The 14,296-nt window shown below is 44.7% G+C and carries 16 protein-coding genes; 2 read left to right on the top strand and 14 right to left on the bottom strand.

From position 1 onward, the window contains the following. The first annotated feature begins 392 nt into the window (after positions 1-392). A complete protein-coding gene (locus ACJA3J_RS04320; RefSeq protein ID WP_089653289.1) occupies positions 393-1,055 on the top strand; it encodes an O-methyltransferase in 663 nt (220 codons plus the stop codon). A 38-nt stretch (positions 1,056-1,093) separates the two neighbouring features. Here ACJA3J_RS04320 and ACJA3J_RS04315 read toward each other — a convergent pair whose 3' ends face one another. The 12 genes from ACJA3J_RS04315 to ACJA3J_RS04260 all read right to left on the bottom strand — a co-directional run bounded on the left by ACJA3J_RS04315 (position 1,094) and on the right by ACJA3J_RS04260 (position 11,794). Further along, on the bottom strand, positions 1,094-1,909 hold the full coding sequence (locus ACJA3J_RS04315) for a protein phosphatase 2C domain-containing protein (protein WP_406945637.1): 816 nt from the start codon (positions 1,907-1,909) through the stop codon (positions 1,094-1,096). Further along, positions 1,906-2,463 carry a GNAT family N-acetyltransferase gene (locus tag ACJA3J_RS04310; RefSeq protein ID WP_115893846.1) on the bottom strand — a complete coding sequence of 186 codons (558 nt, stop codon included), beginning with the start codon at positions 2,461-2,463 and terminating at the stop codon, positions 1,906-1,908. The genes ACJA3J_RS04315 and ACJA3J_RS04310 overlap by 4 nt, the downstream gene beginning before the upstream one ends. A gap of 105 nt (positions 2,464-2,568) precedes the next feature. After that, positions 2,569-3,543 carry a zinc-binding alcohol dehydrogenase family protein gene (locus tag ACJA3J_RS04305; RefSeq protein ID WP_406945636.1) on the bottom strand — a complete coding sequence of 325 codons (975 nt, stop codon included), beginning with the start codon at positions 3,541-3,543 and terminating at the stop codon, positions 2,569-2,571. Between the two features lie 11 nt (positions 3,544-3,554). Continuing rightward, the gene (locus ACJA3J_RS04300; RefSeq protein WP_406945635.1) at positions 3,555-4,340 is read right to left on the bottom strand and encodes an enoyl-CoA hydratase/isomerase family protein; all 786 of its coding nucleotides are present in this window, start codon (positions 4,338-4,340) and stop codon (positions 3,555-3,557) included. Positions 4,341-4,358: 18 nt separating this feature from the next. Beyond that, positions 4,359-6,119 carry an acyl-CoA dehydrogenase family protein gene (locus tag ACJA3J_RS04295; RefSeq protein ID WP_406945634.1) on the bottom strand — a complete coding sequence of 587 codons (1,761 nt, stop codon included), beginning with the start codon at positions 6,117-6,119 and terminating at the stop codon, positions 4,359-4,361. Beyond that, positions 6,100-6,843 carry a 2-phosphosulfolactate phosphatase gene (locus tag ACJA3J_RS04290; RefSeq protein WP_406945633.1) on the bottom strand — a complete coding sequence of 248 codons (744 nt, stop codon included), beginning with the start codon at positions 6,841-6,843 and terminating at the stop codon, positions 6,100-6,102. Before ACJA3J_RS04290 ends, ACJA3J_RS04295 begins: the two co-directional genes overlap by 20 nt. A 1-nt stretch (position 6,844) precedes the next feature. Continuing rightward, positions 6,845-7,906, bottom strand: a complete 1,062-nt coding sequence (locus ACJA3J_RS04285; RefSeq protein WP_406945632.1) for a phosphotransferase family protein — start codon at positions 7,904-7,906, stop codon at positions 6,845-6,847. A gap of 12 nt (positions 7,907-7,918) precedes the next feature. Further along, positions 7,919-8,317 (bottom strand): thioesterase family protein, encoded by a 399-nt coding sequence (locus ACJA3J_RS04280; protein ID WP_089653312.1) that lies wholly within the window; start codon positions 8,315-8,317, stop codon positions 7,919-7,921. 12 nt (positions 8,318-8,329) lie between these two features. Beyond that, a complete protein-coding gene (locus ACJA3J_RS04275) occupies positions 8,330-9,202 on the bottom strand; it encodes a 3-hydroxyacyl-CoA dehydrogenase family protein (protein ID WP_406945631.1) in 873 nt (290 codons plus the stop codon). Beyond that, on the bottom strand, positions 9,192-9,770 hold the full coding sequence (locus ACJA3J_RS04270; protein ID WP_406945630.1) for a TetR/AcrR family transcriptional regulator: 579 nt from the start codon (positions 9,768-9,770) through the stop codon (positions 9,192-9,194). Before ACJA3J_RS04270 ends, ACJA3J_RS04275 begins: the two co-directional genes overlap by 11 nt. A 28-nt stretch (positions 9,771-9,798) precedes the next feature. Continuing rightward, a complete protein-coding gene (locus tag ACJA3J_RS04265) occupies positions 9,799-10,578 on the bottom strand; it encodes an SDR family oxidoreductase (RefSeq protein ID WP_089653320.1) in 780 nt (259 codons plus the stop codon). A 4-nt stretch (positions 10,579-10,582) separates the two neighbouring features. Beyond that, positions 10,583-11,794, bottom strand: a complete 1,212-nt coding sequence (locus ACJA3J_RS04260) for an acyl-CoA dehydrogenase (RefSeq protein ID WP_406945629.1) — start codon at positions 11,792-11,794, stop codon at positions 10,583-10,585. 955 nt (positions 11,795-12,749) lie between these two features. On the opposite strand from ACJA3J_RS04260, the gene ACJA3J_RS04255 reads away from it, so the two are divergent. Next, a complete protein-coding gene (locus tag ACJA3J_RS04255; protein ID WP_089653324.1) occupies positions 12,750-13,310 on the top strand; it encodes a CotY/CotZ family spore coat protein in 561 nt (186 codons plus the stop codon). Positions 13,311-13,347: 37 nt separating this feature from the next. On the opposite strand, the gene ACJA3J_RS04250 is transcribed toward ACJA3J_RS04255, so the two are convergent. Beyond that, positions 13,348-13,830 carry a hypothetical protein gene (locus tag ACJA3J_RS04250; RefSeq protein WP_406945628.1) on the bottom strand — a complete coding sequence of 161 codons (483 nt, stop codon included), beginning with the start codon at positions 13,828-13,830 and terminating at the stop codon, positions 13,348-13,350. A gap of 4 nt (positions 13,831-13,834) precedes the next feature. Next, complete coding sequence (locus tag ACJA3J_RS04245; RefSeq protein ID WP_089653327.1) at positions 13,835-14,296, bottom strand: DinB family protein; 462 nt, start codon at positions 14,294-14,296, stop codon at positions 13,835-13,837.

The following is a 14,296-nucleotide window of genomic DNA, read 5'->3' as shown; positions in this document are numbered from 1 at the left end:
TACCTTCCAGTAATAGGAGCTTTTATGGTTAAGAATCCTATATCGATGCAGTTTAAGCAGGATTTCACAACAAAACTAGGCATGTTACTATAAGAGGGGTTTCGAGAACCTCATATGGCAAAGGGGCGGAGGGAAACGGTGAGACTCCTGTGGGAAGTGCGTGGTAGATGAGACCCCGCAGAGCGTTAGCTCGAGGAGGCTCATCACTCGCCCACGGAAAGCGAACCTTTTCCCGGAGCCCCTCAACTCCCACAAAAGTCTCGAAATCAAGTCATCCACAATCCTTACATATACTTTAATAAGGGGACTGGTTTTCCAAAGAACCTTTTTGCTCGTGTTTTTAACGGAAGAGGATTACACTGGAAGAAACCTATACATAAGGAGTGGTTTGGTTGAGTAATTTGGATACTTGGAAGCAAGTGGATCAATACTTTATCGATCAGTTAATTCCCGCAGACCCTGTCATGGAGAACGTGCTAAAAGCAAACGAAGAAGCAGAACTCCCATCCATCGACGTGTCTGCCACCCAGGGGAAGATGCTTCAACTTTTCGTGAAAATGAAAGCCGCGAAAAATGTATTGGAAATTGGCACACTCGGTGGATACAGCACCATCTGGATGGCGAAAGCCCTACCTGAAAATGGTCATGTCACTACTCTCGAATTTAATCCGAAGCATGCGGAAGTGGCCACCAGGAATATGGAAATGACAGGAGTAAGGGATAAGGTAGAAGTGATTGTCGGTCCCGCGCTTGATACACTGCCCACATTAGAAGGGCGTGAACCTTTTGATTTTATCTTTATCGATGCGGATAAGAATAATAATCCTCACTATATCAAAGAAGTTCTTAAGTTATCTAAACACGGAACGACAATTTTAGTAGATAATGTCGTCCGGGATGGAAGACTGCTCGACTCAGAAAGCAAGGATAAGAGTATTATGGGCATACGAGAGATGTTCGACTTATTAAATAACCACCCACAACTAGATTCCACAGCCTTTCAGACTGTGGGAAGCAAAGGGTATGACGGTTTTGTCCTTGCGGTCGTAACATAATACACCAGAAGTAAGTGTACCTTACATAAAAGGTACACTTACTTTAATTTGATCCACACCGCTGTCCTGTCATCGATATGGAGTGAATGTTTATTTAGGTGGTCCGTCAATTCATGAACATAGGTTTCCAACCCTACTTCTCGGATTCTATGATACGTCTCTTCGAGGGTAAGTTCCGGATGAAAGAAACCATCAGAAATAAGTAAGAGGCTTCGGATACCTTTTCTATCTATTACTCCCTGATCAAGATAGTCCATCACTTCAGGCATTCCATTAGCAACGGTATAGCCACCTTCCACATTCGCGAGCCGACGATTGTAGCGGAGCTTGTTTATTTGTATATCATAATAACTTTCGGGAGGTATTTCCTCCCCGCCCTCTCTTCTTTCGGCACGTTTTTGCTTCGCTCTTTCGCTAATTCCTTTTACAGAGTCCGTTGTGACGACAGTAAAATTTCCAGCCTCATCCTCTATGAGAAACATAGAGTCTCCAAGTTGAACATAATGAATGTGGTCATCCTTGATTTCAACAACAGACACACATGTGGACCAACGTTCTTCTCCGAGGTCTGTCTTGACAGCATGCCTTTCCATTTCTTCCTTCAGATGAAGGTTCGCTTCTGCTACCGCTTGCCTTAACCCTTCTCCACCCTTTAACCGCTCCATTTTCGTTTTGAAAATTTGTGCGGCAAGGTATGCTCCATTATGGCCTGCTTCATCCTCAAAACAGACGAGGGGGGTAGCCCCATCTAAAACGCCATAAATACCAGCTTGTTCGTTTAGTACCAGGGCATCTTCACATTCCTTTTTTACCGGGCTCTTTTTTTGGATATGCTCTACGGATGTGACGTTCAAGTGACGACCTCCTTTTTCACCCAATCCTCTTTTAACATCCCATAAACCACATGATCCGTATATTCGTCATAAAGCCGAGCTGCTTGACGGATGACACCTTCCTGCTTGAAACCCAAACGCTCCGGCACTCCCCGGCTCTTTTTATTCTCAGATGCCGCTCGGATTTCAATGCGGTTCATCCCCAGTGTTTCAAACGCATAGTCGAACAGAACTCTACAAGAACGTGTAAGCAGTCCCTTCCCTTTGTAATCGGATCCCATCCAGTAGCCGATGCTTGTAACTCTGTTTTTCTCATCAATTTCATGAAAGTCAATCACGCCTGCGATGTTTCCCTTATAAAGAATACAAACGGTCAGACCGTTGTTTTCTGCATAGCGGCGTAAACTCATCTTTATGTAATTCCTTGTATCTTCGACCTCTTTCGTAAAATGGATCCATGGAAGCCATGTCTTTATGTGGTCCCTGGAACGATCTGATAATTCGAACAGCTCTTCCGCATCGCGGTGATCAATCATTTTCAGTGATAATTCTTCATCGATTCTGTGTTCAAACATTGGTCTTCTCCCCTTTTTTATCTGTGGTCACTTGTATTCGACAGAATCCTTGTTTCTTCCTGCAAAAAAAGTACGACAGAACAAGTCTGCCGTACTTTTTATATTTTATGGCTTCAAGACCAGCTTTCCTTTTGTTTTTCTAGCTTGCATGACCTCATGTACATGGGCCGCTTCCTCTAAATCAAACACCCCGCCAACGGTCAACTGCAATTCTCCCGACTTAATCATTTTTAGTAAATGATTCAAGCTTTTCTCAAAAAGGACGGGTTTCTTCATAATCTGCGGTAAAAAAAATCCGATAACCGATAGATTGCGATTCATTAACCCAGAGGGATACATTTGAGCTGGCTCTCCACTGGCTACCCCATAAACAACGACTCTTCCGAATGCTCTCATGCATTTGACGGTCTCGTGAAAGATATCGCCTCCAGCCATTTCAAGTGCCACATCGACGCCTCTACCACCTGTCGCCTCCATTACTTCTTCACGCCAATTTGGACTCGTGTAATTGATCGCATGATCAGCCCCTAAATCACGAGCCAGCTCCAACTTTTCTTCCGAGCTTGCTGTCGCAATCATATTTCCTGCGCCGAAAAGTTTGGCTAGTTGGACGGCGAGAGAACCAACTCCCCCAGCAGCTGCATGGACAAGGACGGTTTCCCCTTTTTCCAGCCTCCCCATTGTTGTGAGTATATGATAAGCGGTTAACCCTTGTAACGGTAAAGCAACAGCCGTTTCATCTGTAACTTCGTTTGGAATGGGAATCAAGGTACTCTCTTTCGCCTTAACATATTCTGCATAACCTCCTGAGCCAATGAGAGTCACTACACGGTCTCCCTTAGAAACACGGCTCACCCCTTCACCAACTTCTTCCACAATCCCGGCTACTTCTGCTCCAGGGATAAAAGGAAGTGGTGTAGGTACTACATACGACCCTTCACGCCTTGCTGTGTCCGCATAGTTCACTCCTATGGCTTGAACCTTGAGAAGAACTTCCCCTTCGTCAAGTTCTGGACGCTCGACATCAACCTTTTCCAATACGGAAGGTCCTCCATATTCTTTGAACTGGATTGCTTTCATTGTTTTCCTCCTCATTTCCCAACGAAGTTAGGTTTTCTCTTTTCCTTGAATGCCTGCACGCCTTCTTTATGGTCCTCCGTTGAAATCATCATAGCCTGTGTCATTCTTTCTTGTTCAAGAATGGCAGCTAAGTCTGAACGGTCGGCCTGGTCCACAATCTTTTTCATCATCCCCATGGCTCGGCCCGGACCTTTGGAAAGAGCAAGGGCATAGTTCATCGCCTCTTCTTCTAAATCAGCCAGTGGAATGACACGATTGACAAGTCCCCATTCGGCTGCTTTTTCGACAGGAATTGGTTCTGCGCGGAACAGCAATTCTTTCGTCCGGTAAGGGCCCAGCAATCTTGATAAAAAGTAATGGCCGCCACCGTCAGCAACAAGTCCGACTTGTGCAAAGCTAAGCACAAATTTGCTTTCTTCCCCTGCCAGAATCTGATCACAGGCAAGGGCGAGGTTGAACCCGGCCCCCGCTGCGTATCCATGCACCACGGCAACTACTGGCTTAGCTAAATCTTTAATTTTTAATATCAATTGATTTAGTTCCCCCACGTGGTCATACAATTGTTTTGCATCAGCCGTCCCCATGGATTTCACATCTCCACCCGCTGAAAAAGATCGTCCAGCGCCTGAAAGGACCACAACTTTCACATCATCATTACGTTCAGCTTCACCGAGGGCTTCCTGCAGCCCGATGATCATTTGATCCGAAAAAGCATTCAAAGCGTCCGGTCTGTTCAGCACACACGATAATACCGGACCTTTTATGTCGACAGTTAAGTGATCATTACCTAATTTCATTCTTGTCATCTCCCTTTTTTATGATACATACTGATCTGCTGCAATCATTCGATCGGCAAGCTGACGGTTCCTTTCCATCGCCCCTTCCCATTGATATTCACTCAATAGCACGGGGATATGACGTAACGTTTGAACACGTTCCTCCCCTTGTAACAGCGCGGACAAGAGCTGCGTGATTGAACGCTGTACGTTCAATGCTGAGTGTTCAATTAACGTATAGGTCATCATTTCTTTCAATGGAAGGCTTGGGTCTTTCGCATGTTCCGCTTTTCTCGTCCTTAAGACTGCGGACTCGACACGATAAATTTCAATAGCAAGATCAGCAAGCTTCATTAATACTTCTTGTTCTTCCTGTATGGCTTTTCCATACATGCGATAAGCTGCTCCTGCACAAACAAGATACAAATCCTTCATAAGCGCGAGAACTTCCAGACATGGGTCAGATCGTTTATATCCACCCTTTTTCAGTGAATATTCTGCTTTTTCCATAAGTGATGCCGCATCAAATTCTTCTTTCGCTGCTTTTTGGAAAAAGGCACCCGGAATCAATAGACGGTTGATTTCATTGGTTCCTTCAAAGATCCGGTTGATTCTTGAATCTCGATAAGCTTGTTCAATCGGATATTCCTTGATGAATCCCGCTCCTCCATGCAGCTGCAAGGCCTCATCTACCACTTCGTCCAGAGTTTCTGATCCGGTGACCTTACAAATCGCAGCTTCGAGCTTATGCTCATTCATCGCTTTAGCCGTGGCCTGTCGATCCTCTGAATCGTAGTGGCCATGAAGAGAAGCTTCTATATGGCCTGCTGTTCGATAAAGCAGAGATTCTGTACCATAGATTTGCGCGGCCATCGTGGCGAGTTTTTCCTTCGTTGCCGGAAATTCTGCAATGCTTCTTTTAAACTGTTTCCGTTCTTTCACATGGGTAATGGCTAACTGAAAACTGTATTTCGCTGCTCCCATTGTGGCAAACCCTAAATTGAAACGCCCTAAATTCAGAACGTTAAGAGCGATCAGATGTCCTTTACCGACATCCCCAAGCAAGTTTTCAACCGGTACCTCACAATCTTCCATCACTACAGAACAAGTCGAAGAACCTTTAATTCCCATTTTCTGTTCTTCTGGTCCGATTGAAAGCCCAGGGAAATCCTTTTCGACAATAAAAGCGGAAAAGTGCTCCCCGTCTACTTTCGCATAGACGATAAACGTATCGGAAAAAGCTGCATTCGTGATATAAATCTTAGTCCCGTTCAATAGATAATTGGTACCTGCTTCATTAAGCACAGCGGTCGTTTTTGCTGATAGGGCGTCTGACCCTGCCTCCGGTTCTGTAAGGCAATACGCCCCTATGTACTCTCCTGATGCGAGTTTAGGCAAATACTTTTCTTTTTGCACCTTTGTACCAAAATAGGTGATCGGTAAAGTAGCAATACACGTGTGGTTCGAATGCGCAACACTATAGCCACTCGCATTCCCCAATGCTTCACCGACGATCCCTTTACTGATCTTATCTAAACCCAGTCCCCCGTAGTTTTCAGGAATACTATGACCGAGCAGTCCTAAATCTCCAGCATGACGCATTTTTTCCGCTACGAAATTGTAATCTCCGTTTTCTATTAGATCTCTATTTGGGTGAATTTCCCGGGTAATAAATTGTCGAGCCGTGGCAGCCATCATCTTATGCTCATCGGTTTGGTCTTCCGGTGTAAACACTGATTCCTCTGAAACCTCCAAAATCAAAAACTCCCCACCTCGAACGTTATGCTGAACTGGTTGCATTTTTACCCTCCTTGATTTGTCCGCTTTCACGGTCATACGTTAGTATAGATTCAAATAAACCTTCCTCAGCAACAAAATCAATTTCTTTAGGATCAAGCCCGGCATTAACCAGTAATCTTCCTATCCTACAGTTCATTAATAATTCCCTTGGAGCACCACTACCTCTATAAAAACCAAGAGCCGTAACAGCTGCATCGGAAAGCCCCCACTTGCCCTTCTTTTGCATGTGATAGACTAAACTGCCGACACCATAAAAGTCTTCGACCGTAAATTTCCCACTTGACCCTGCACAGACGAGCACGACATCTTCTTGTTTATGATGCTCTGCCATATGAACCGCCATCGCTGGATTGTTCAGGAGTGAAGAGGCATATAGAGAAGATGCTAGTCTTGATTGATGTAAGGCGACCGTTCCATTTGTTGTCGTTAAAATCAGGTGTTTATTCTGGATGATCGACTTCAAATAGGTTCTTAGTGGTGGTTCGAACCCATCAATCCTTCTCCCTTTATCTTCTCCAGCCATGACGAAGGGATCTTTGAATTGTTCTGCTTTTTTCCGAGCTTCATCCACGCTGAATACAGGAATGACACTGGCCGCACCATCTGCGATCGCTGCTGTAATGGTCGATGTGGCAAATAAGACATCAAAGACGACGACAACTTTCCCTTTCAGCTCTTCCGGCTGTATGTCTTCTTTCTTAAAGATGACTTGAACTTCCCCCATACTAGAGACCTGCTGTTTCTTCCGCATGACGGATCAAATGATTGACGAAAACGTGCATCCCTGCAAACCTTGGATCTTCGGTTTGTCCATTTTTGTAACGATAATAGATTTGCTGGACGATTCCTGCCAGTTTGAAATAAGCGAAGGTCACATAGAAGTCGATGTCTTCCACGTCACGACCACTCTTTTCAGCGTAACGGTGAATGAATTCATCCCTTGTATAGAACCCTTCCCGAACAGTGAGCGGAGGCTTCCCTAGTCCCGTTTTTAGAAGTTCCGGGTCATCTTGTTGGATCCAATAGCTCATGGCAGCACCAACATCGGCCAGCGGGTCACCGACAGTCGTCATTTCCCAATCAAACAAACCTACCATCTTTGAAGGATCATCTTTACTGAACATGGCATTATTCAGCTTGTAATCATAATGAATGATGGATGCATCTTTGGATATGGGAATATGATCGGCCAACCACTTTTTCAAACGCTCCCCGGAAACCACATCATCAGTTCTCGCTTTCTCATACCTTTTCATCCATCCGTGCACTTGCCTTTCCATAAAACCATCAGGCTTCACCATATCTTTCAATGAAGTATTGCGGTAATCCAGGGAATGAAGTTCTGCCAGCCGGTCGACCATGGTTTCAGACAGTTGCCTTCCTAGTTCCTCCGTCGCGTCCACACCTTCCGGAAAGCTATGGTCAAAAACAAGACCTTCTCTGCGTTCCATGAGAAAAAAAGGTCGGCCAATCAGATTACCAGATTCATAGAGGTAGGGTTGCGGTGCCAAGGGATAGACCGGGTGTAAGGATTGAAGAACCTTGAATTCACGTTCCATGTCATGTGCCTTTGGAGCAACCGTCCCCATGGGAGGACGACGTAAGACCACTTTCCACTCTTCACCGACCGACAGTTCATAAGTCAAGTTGGAATGGCCCGCCCCGAACTGTCTGATTTGCATGTCACCCGAAGGAATTTCTAACTTTTGTCTCAAAAAACGCTCAAGCTTGTTTACATCGAGCTCCTCCCCATGACGGACAGGCCTTGTATCTTGTGTATAAACCATGAAGAACCTCCCTTATTTAGCTACCATTTGATAGGATGACAAGGATTCTTTCATCTCAGATGTCAATGCAACACTTTGCTGTTGTTCAAAATCGAATTGAACAATGACCGACAAGCCTTTGGCCACAAGTTCCCCTGATTCTTTTTCAAACATGTCCTGTTCCAGATGAAAGCTGGAGCGTCCAATTTTCACGACATGGCTGCGAATGATCAGCGTCTGATTAAAATACACCTGCTTGATGAAATCGCACTTCGTCGAAGCAAGGATGAAGTTCCAATCATTACCTACAAGCGCTAAGTCATTAAAAAACTGAATACGGGCATCCTCCATATAGACAAAAAAATTGTTGTTGTTTACATGCCCTAATAAATCGGTTTCACAAAATCTGACGTTCACTTCTATTTCATGCATTCGTCTTCCTCCTCAACTTTTCACGGGGTTTTCATACGTGTAAAAACCCTTCCCTGTTTTACGCCCAAGTTCCCCGGCTTTCATTTTCTCTTCCAAAGTCTTAGATGGGCGGTCTTTAGGATCACCTGTTTCCTGATACTGTTGCTGCATGACATAATACCCGACATCTATCCCTGACAAATCCATCAGTTCAAACGGTCCGATTGGATGGTTCAGCGCTTTTTTTATTATTTTATCGATATCTTCATAATCGGCGTATCCACCTTCATACAAGCTCATCGCTTCTTTTTGGATTGCAAATAAAATACGGTTGGCGATAAATCCCGAGATTTCTTTTTGTAAAAGGACCGCTGTGCGATTCATCTCTTCGCATACCTTCATGGCCACAGTAACCGTCTCTTCTGAGGTATGTTCCCCTTTGACGACTTCCACACAGTCCATGACGAGTGGCGGGAAGAAAAAGTGCATGTTGCACACTTTCTCAGGCCTCGATGTGGCATCAGCAATCAGCGAACTGACGATGGTCGAGGAATTGGTCGCAAAAATCGTATGGGAAGGAGCATACTCATCCAATTTTGCGAACACTTGTCGTTTTACATCCAGCTTTTCAACGACAGCTTCAATGACAAGGTCTGCACTTGCGACGGCTTCCTCCAGTTCTGTTGTGAAATGAAGGCGTGTAAAAGCTTCTTCACGCGCGGCCTTTGAAATTTTTTCTTTTTTTACCCATTTATCCATTATTCCTGCCAATTTCGCCTCTGCCTTTTCCAATGATTCCTGGCTGATGTCCTGCAGCTTCGTTTCATATCCAGCTATTGCGCCAAGCATGGCAATCTGATGCCCCATGCTGCCCGCTCCGACAACCGCTAAATTTTTAATGGTCATTGGTCTCCTCCTCAATTTCTTTAAAAATCAATCGCATATACAAATCTGTCAACGACTTTTCGTCCACTTCTCCATCAGGTTCGTACCAAAAATAGCTCCAGTTCGCCATCCCGAGGACCGCGTAGGACAACATGTCTGCACGCAAGTCTTTCTTGAACTCTCCAGCCTTCATCCCTTCTTCCAACACTTTCTGGATATTCTCTTGAAATTGTTGGCGCTTCGGCAGGATGATGGCTGTTTTCTCTTCACTCAGGTGTCTCATTTCTTGAAAAAAAACAAGTGCACTATGACCGTTCGTGCGAATATTATCGATCAACAACTCTACGATTTGATACAACTGATCACTATGAGAAAGATCCACATTCGTGATAATCTTCTCTTGTCCTTCCAGAAGGTGATCAATAAAAGATTGATGAATGTGAACGAGCACATCTTCTTTGTTTTTGAAATAGTAATAAAATGTCCCTTTCGTCACTCCATTCGCTTCGACGATGTCCTGGATTGAAGTGCCCTGGAACCCCTTTTTACCAAATAACTCTATGATTGTGTCCATCATTTTTTCTTTCATGTCTACCGTCCTAACTCAGCAAAATCGATTAACAGGATGCATGCATGCCACCGTCGACAACGAGAACGTCTCCGGTTACATAATCCGATGCTCGGCATGCCAAAAATAGAGCCGCTCCTTTTAAATCCTCCTCAGAACCGAATCGTCCGAGAGGCGTTCGATCAAGAATGAAATCTCCACCATGTTCAAGCACTCCTTTCGACATTTTCGTCGGGAAAAATCCGGGAGCCAATGCGTTCACCTGGATGTTATGCATTCCCCATTTCAATGCAAGATCCTTAGTAAAAGTGATGACCGCACCTTTACTGGCATTGTAACCGACCGTCTCCATAAACCTCGGATCCGCTCCGCCAAGTCCAGCAACAGAAGCGATGTTGATAATCTTTCCTGAATTCTGCTTGACCATATGCTCGCCAACCTTCTGAGACATTAGGAATGTCCCGGTCACATTGACGTTCATTACCTTTTGAAAAGCTTCGAGTGGCATTTCAAGTGTTGGCGCGCCCCAAGTGGCCCCACTGTTGTTAACAAGAATATCAATCGTCCCGAATTTGGCTATCGCTTCATCTACTACACGGTCAATATCTTCAGGGTTCGTAACATCACACCCAAGCGCAAGCGACTCCACACCACATTCACTTTCCAGCCTGATTGCTGTTTGTTCACACGCCTCTTTTTTACGGGAACAAACAATAATATTCGCCCCTGCTTCCGCAAGACCTTCCGCAATTTGCTCACCAAGGCCACGGCCGCCTCCTGTAACGAGTGCGGTTTTCCCTTTCAAATCAAAAAGATCTTTGACATGCATGATCTCACTCCTCATATTTGGATAATTCAAGTTTAGCGATTTGTCTCCGATGGACCTCATCCGGGCCGTCTGCCAACCTCAATGTTCGGGAGTTCGCCCATTGAGCAGCTAAGGTAAAATCATCACTGACTCCCGCCCCCCCATGAGCCTGAATCGCCCGGTCGATCACTTTCAATGCCATATTCGGGGCGACGACCTTAATCATGGCGATTTCGGTTTTCGCTTCTTTATTTCCGACCGTGTCCATCATATAAGCGGCTTTCAAAGTGAGCAGGCGTGCCTGTTCAAGCTCAATCCGGGAATCGGCGATCCATTCTCTCACGACTCCTTGCTCAGCTAAAGGACGATGAAAAGCTTCTCTTTTTTGAACGCGCTTACATAAATCCTCAAGCGCTCGCTCTGCTGCTCCGATTAACCGCATGCAATGATGAATCCTTCCAGGTCCAAGACGGCCCTGAGCGATGGCAAATCCTTTTCCCTCTCCCCAAATCATGTTTTCCTTCGGTACACGGACATTATGGAAATCAATTTCCGCATGACCATGAGGAGCATGGTCGTACCCAAACACAGGTAACATGCGTTTAACGTTAACGCCCTCTGTATCCAAAGGGACAAGAATCATCGACTGTTGCTCATGACGATTGGCTTCTGGATCCGTTTTGCCCATAAAAATGGCTATTTTACATCTTGGATCTCCTGCACCCGAAGACCACCATTTCCGACCATTAATGACGTAATCGTCTCCATCTCTCCTAATACTAGACTTTATATTCGTAGCATCAGAAGAAGCTACATCCGGCTCGGTCATAGAAAAACACGATCTGATCTCCCCCTTCAAAAGAGGTTCCAACCATTCGTCCTTTTGAGCTTCACTTCCATAGCGGGCAAGCACCTCCATATTACCTGTATCAGGTGCATTGCAATTGAAAACTTCGGGACCAATGAGCGAGCGCCCCATCATTTCACAGAGCGGAGCGTATTCAAGATTCGACAGACCCGCTCCATATGTATCATCAGGTAAAAATAAATTCCAAAGTCCTTCTTCCTTCGCTTTCAATTTCAGCTCTTCCATGATAGGAGGCACTTCCGAAAAACGATCTTTTTGTGCATTTAATTGATCCTCATACACTGACTCATTTGGATAAACATGTTCATCCATAAACCGCTGCAGCTTTTCGAGGTAGCCTTTTACCTTATCGGAATAATCAAAGTTCACCCTTTTTCCCCCTTCTTCACAAAAACATACCAAACGGTTAGTATGTATCCATTTTATACCTACTATTCTGAAAATTCAACAAAAGTGAATGATTATTCATATATCTTGATAGATCGTATTAATTATTAATTCAACTAAAGCTCCCTTTTCTGGAAGACTCAGTTTCGAGACTTTTGTGTGAGTTTAGGGGCTGCGGGAAAAGGTTCGCTTTCCATGGGGCGGGCGGTGAGCCTCCTCAGGCTACGCCTTCCGGGGTCTCACCTGTCCCACACGTCCCATAGGAGTCTCACCGTTTCCCTCCGCCCCTTTGCCATATAAGTGTCTCGAAACCACTTCCAGAATAAGCTGCTTTTATGCACAGATTTAATGGAGGATACGAACTTGCAGGCACTCTATTCTGGGTGCGGAAAGCTTGTTATGTAGCGCTTTATGCATATAACACAAGGATAGTGGAAGTCCCCCTCCCACAGTAAAGGGGTTCGTTTCTCACCTTCATGGAATGGGGTGGTTGGGAAGCTGCGAGACTCCCGCGGGAATGGATTGGCTGGCGAGACCCCACAGTGCGAAGCACGAGGAGGCTTGCCGACATCCCCGCAGGAAAGCGAGTGGCTTCCCAACCACCCCTGACGCTCCACACGGCAAACGAACCCCGAAATCATCTCGAAACTGAGTCTTCAAGAATCCTGCCATTATGCGTAATAAAGAGAAATAAAAAAGATGCCAGTGTACGCTGGCATCAGACCGTAGGGAAATTTTCCATGGCGTGGCAAACCATGAACCTTGAGCTTTGATGAGCTCTCAGTACTATAAGATATGCCTCTATCCTCTCTTTGCCTTGGCGTTCACCTACCATTTTTACAAACTATGAAGATTCTTAGAATAATAGGCACCTATACAAGCACTCACTATGAAAAGCCATAGAATGTAGAGAAAAAACAAAGAAGGAGATGTTTTTATGAGTTGTAAAGGAAAAGATAGCAGCTGCGTACGTGATGTCATTAAAGAAATCATTAAAGCACAAGATGAAGTAGCTGGATTAATGGATAATGGGTGTTGTGATGTCAGCTGTGAGCGTTCCATTCGTGATTTGCTTTCACCTGCTGCCGAAACACCACGTAACACAACTGTCCCTTTCATTTTGTACTGCAAAGACTGCAAGCCATTTATCGGTAGTGGAGTCATTCGTAAGCAACTAGGAATGTCTGATAACACATTTCTTGATTGCTTGAACTCTCCAATCTTCAGAGCAAAAAAATTCACGAACGATGGAAAATGCGTCAAGCTTGAGCTGTTGATCCCTGTAACCATGGGCGGTTCACAGCCTGGTCCATCCGGTGGTGGAAAGCAGGTATGTGATTACTTCCCTGGAAGTTCCATTCGTAATTTGCGTGCGACAGGAGTCTGCATTACTGTAGACCTTGACTGCTTCTGCAGCATCACATGTCTAGAGCCAACGACTCCATTGATGGCAACACGTCAGGAAATGGACGACGCTATGTCTCAATTTGAAGATTAATTAAAAAACGTGCATGGAATCCTATTCCTGCACGTTTTTACATAATGGATACACGAATCGGATAATAAGCGCGCGTGATTTCTCCATCGGCTTCCTCCCACTGAACCCCAATGCGGTAAACCTTTTCAGAGCCATCCAATCCATAGACTTCGAAACTCTTCCCCTCTACAGATTTGGTTGTAACAGAGTTTTTATCCATTTCATCATAGAAGATCATATCTGGATCTACTGTAGAAAAACTAATCGTAATTTCTGAACCTCGTTTCAACTCGTACTCTTTAATTTTCAATTCTTTCTCCAATTGAGAAATGGAACGTTGTTCTTCAGAAACAGAGCAATCTTCCTCTTGTAGGCAAACCACTTTTCCCCTTAAAGGAAGAGATTGTCCTTTTATTTCTAAAGTGATCTCTCCGATGGTTTCTTTCTTCAAAGCTTCTTGTTTATTGTTTCCATTACCAATAAAGAGACTTACACTCGCAATGACCACTAATAGTACGATGATTACACTATATTTCTTCATAAAATTAACCTTTCACCACTGGATTTACACCCCACCATCCGTTTCGTTTTCGAATGGTTACGATCTGACCGATATGATAAGCGTTATGCATGAATAAATTCGACAGAGTCTCTGCCCACATTTCCAGTTTTTCTTGACTGCATGATTGAATCTCTTGTCTGAACATCGTCATGACCACTTGGAAGTCAGCAACTCTTGAATGCCACTCCATTTGTCCGTGATTTTGAAACGTATCATAGTGACGCGGGCGCTCTGCCACCTCCTCACCACGGAATCGGCTTAAATACCGTTCGTTGTAAAAATAAAGATGATGGACGATTTCCGCAATGGAATGAGGTTGGCCTTGCACTTTTTCTACCGCTTGTGGTTCTTCCAATTCTCTTACGGCATAGTTGAAGCAAACGAACCAGCTGTTTTCATCATGAACGGATTTCAACTGCTCCAATAAAACTTCTCTTAAAGCCAT

Source organism: Halobacillus sp. SY10 (assembly GCF_045401165.1).
Taxonomy (GTDB): Bacteria; Bacillota; Bacilli; order Bacillales; family Halobacillaceae; genus Halobacillus; species Halobacillus aidingensis.
This window is presented reverse-complemented; position numbering and strand designations above follow the sequence as displayed.

Bases quoted from the DNA above. Each gene is read 5' to 3' on its own strand.
- ACJA3J_RS04275 (WP_406945631.1), bottom strand. From the start codon at position 9,202: ATGACCATTAAAAATTTAGCGGTTGTCGGAGCGGGCAGCATGGGGCAT.
- ACJA3J_RS04250 (WP_406945628.1), bottom strand. From the start codon at position 13,830: ATGAAGAAATATAGTGTAATCATCGTACTATTAGTGGTCATTGCGAGT.
- ACJA3J_RS04265 (WP_089653320.1), bottom strand. From the start codon at position 10,578: ATGCATGTCAAAGATCTTTTTGATTTGAAAGGGAAAACCGCACTCGTT.
- ACJA3J_RS04300 (WP_406945635.1), bottom strand. From the start codon at position 4,340: ATGAAATTAGGTAATGATCACTTAACTGTCGACATAAAAGGTCCGGTA.
- ACJA3J_RS04245 (WP_089653327.1), bottom strand. From the start codon at position 14,296: ATGGCTTTAAGAGAAGTTTTATTGGAGCAGTTGAAATCCGTTCATGAT.
- ACJA3J_RS04280 (WP_089653312.1), bottom strand. From the start codon at position 8,317: ATGCATGAAATAGAAGTGAACGTCAGATTTTGTGAAACCGATTTATTA.
- ACJA3J_RS04270 (WP_406945630.1), bottom strand. From the start codon at position 9,770: ATGAAAGAAAAAATGATGGACACAATCATAGAGTTATTTGGTAAAAAG.
- ACJA3J_RS04290 (WP_406945633.1), bottom strand. From the start codon at position 6,843: ATGGGGGAAGTTCAAGTCATCTTTAAGAAAGAAGACATACAGCCGGAA.
- ACJA3J_RS04305 (WP_406945636.1), bottom strand. From the start codon at position 3,543: ATGAAAGCAATCCAGTTCAAAGAATATGGAGGACCTTCCGTATTGGAA.
- ACJA3J_RS04295 (WP_406945634.1), bottom strand. From the start codon at position 6,119: ATGCAACCAGTTCAGCATAACGTTCGAGGTGGGGAGTTTTTGATTTTG.
- ACJA3J_RS04255 (WP_089653324.1), top strand. From the start codon at position 12,750: ATGAGTTGTAAAGGAAAAGATAGCAGCTGCGTACGTGATGTCATTAAA.
- ACJA3J_RS04285 (WP_406945632.1), bottom strand. From the start codon at position 7,906: ATGGTTTATACACAAGATACAAGGCCTGTCCGTCATGGGGAGGAGCTC.
- ACJA3J_RS04310 (WP_115893846.1), bottom strand. From the start codon at position 2,463: ATGTTTGAACACAGAATCGATGAAGAATTATCACTGAAAATGATTGAT.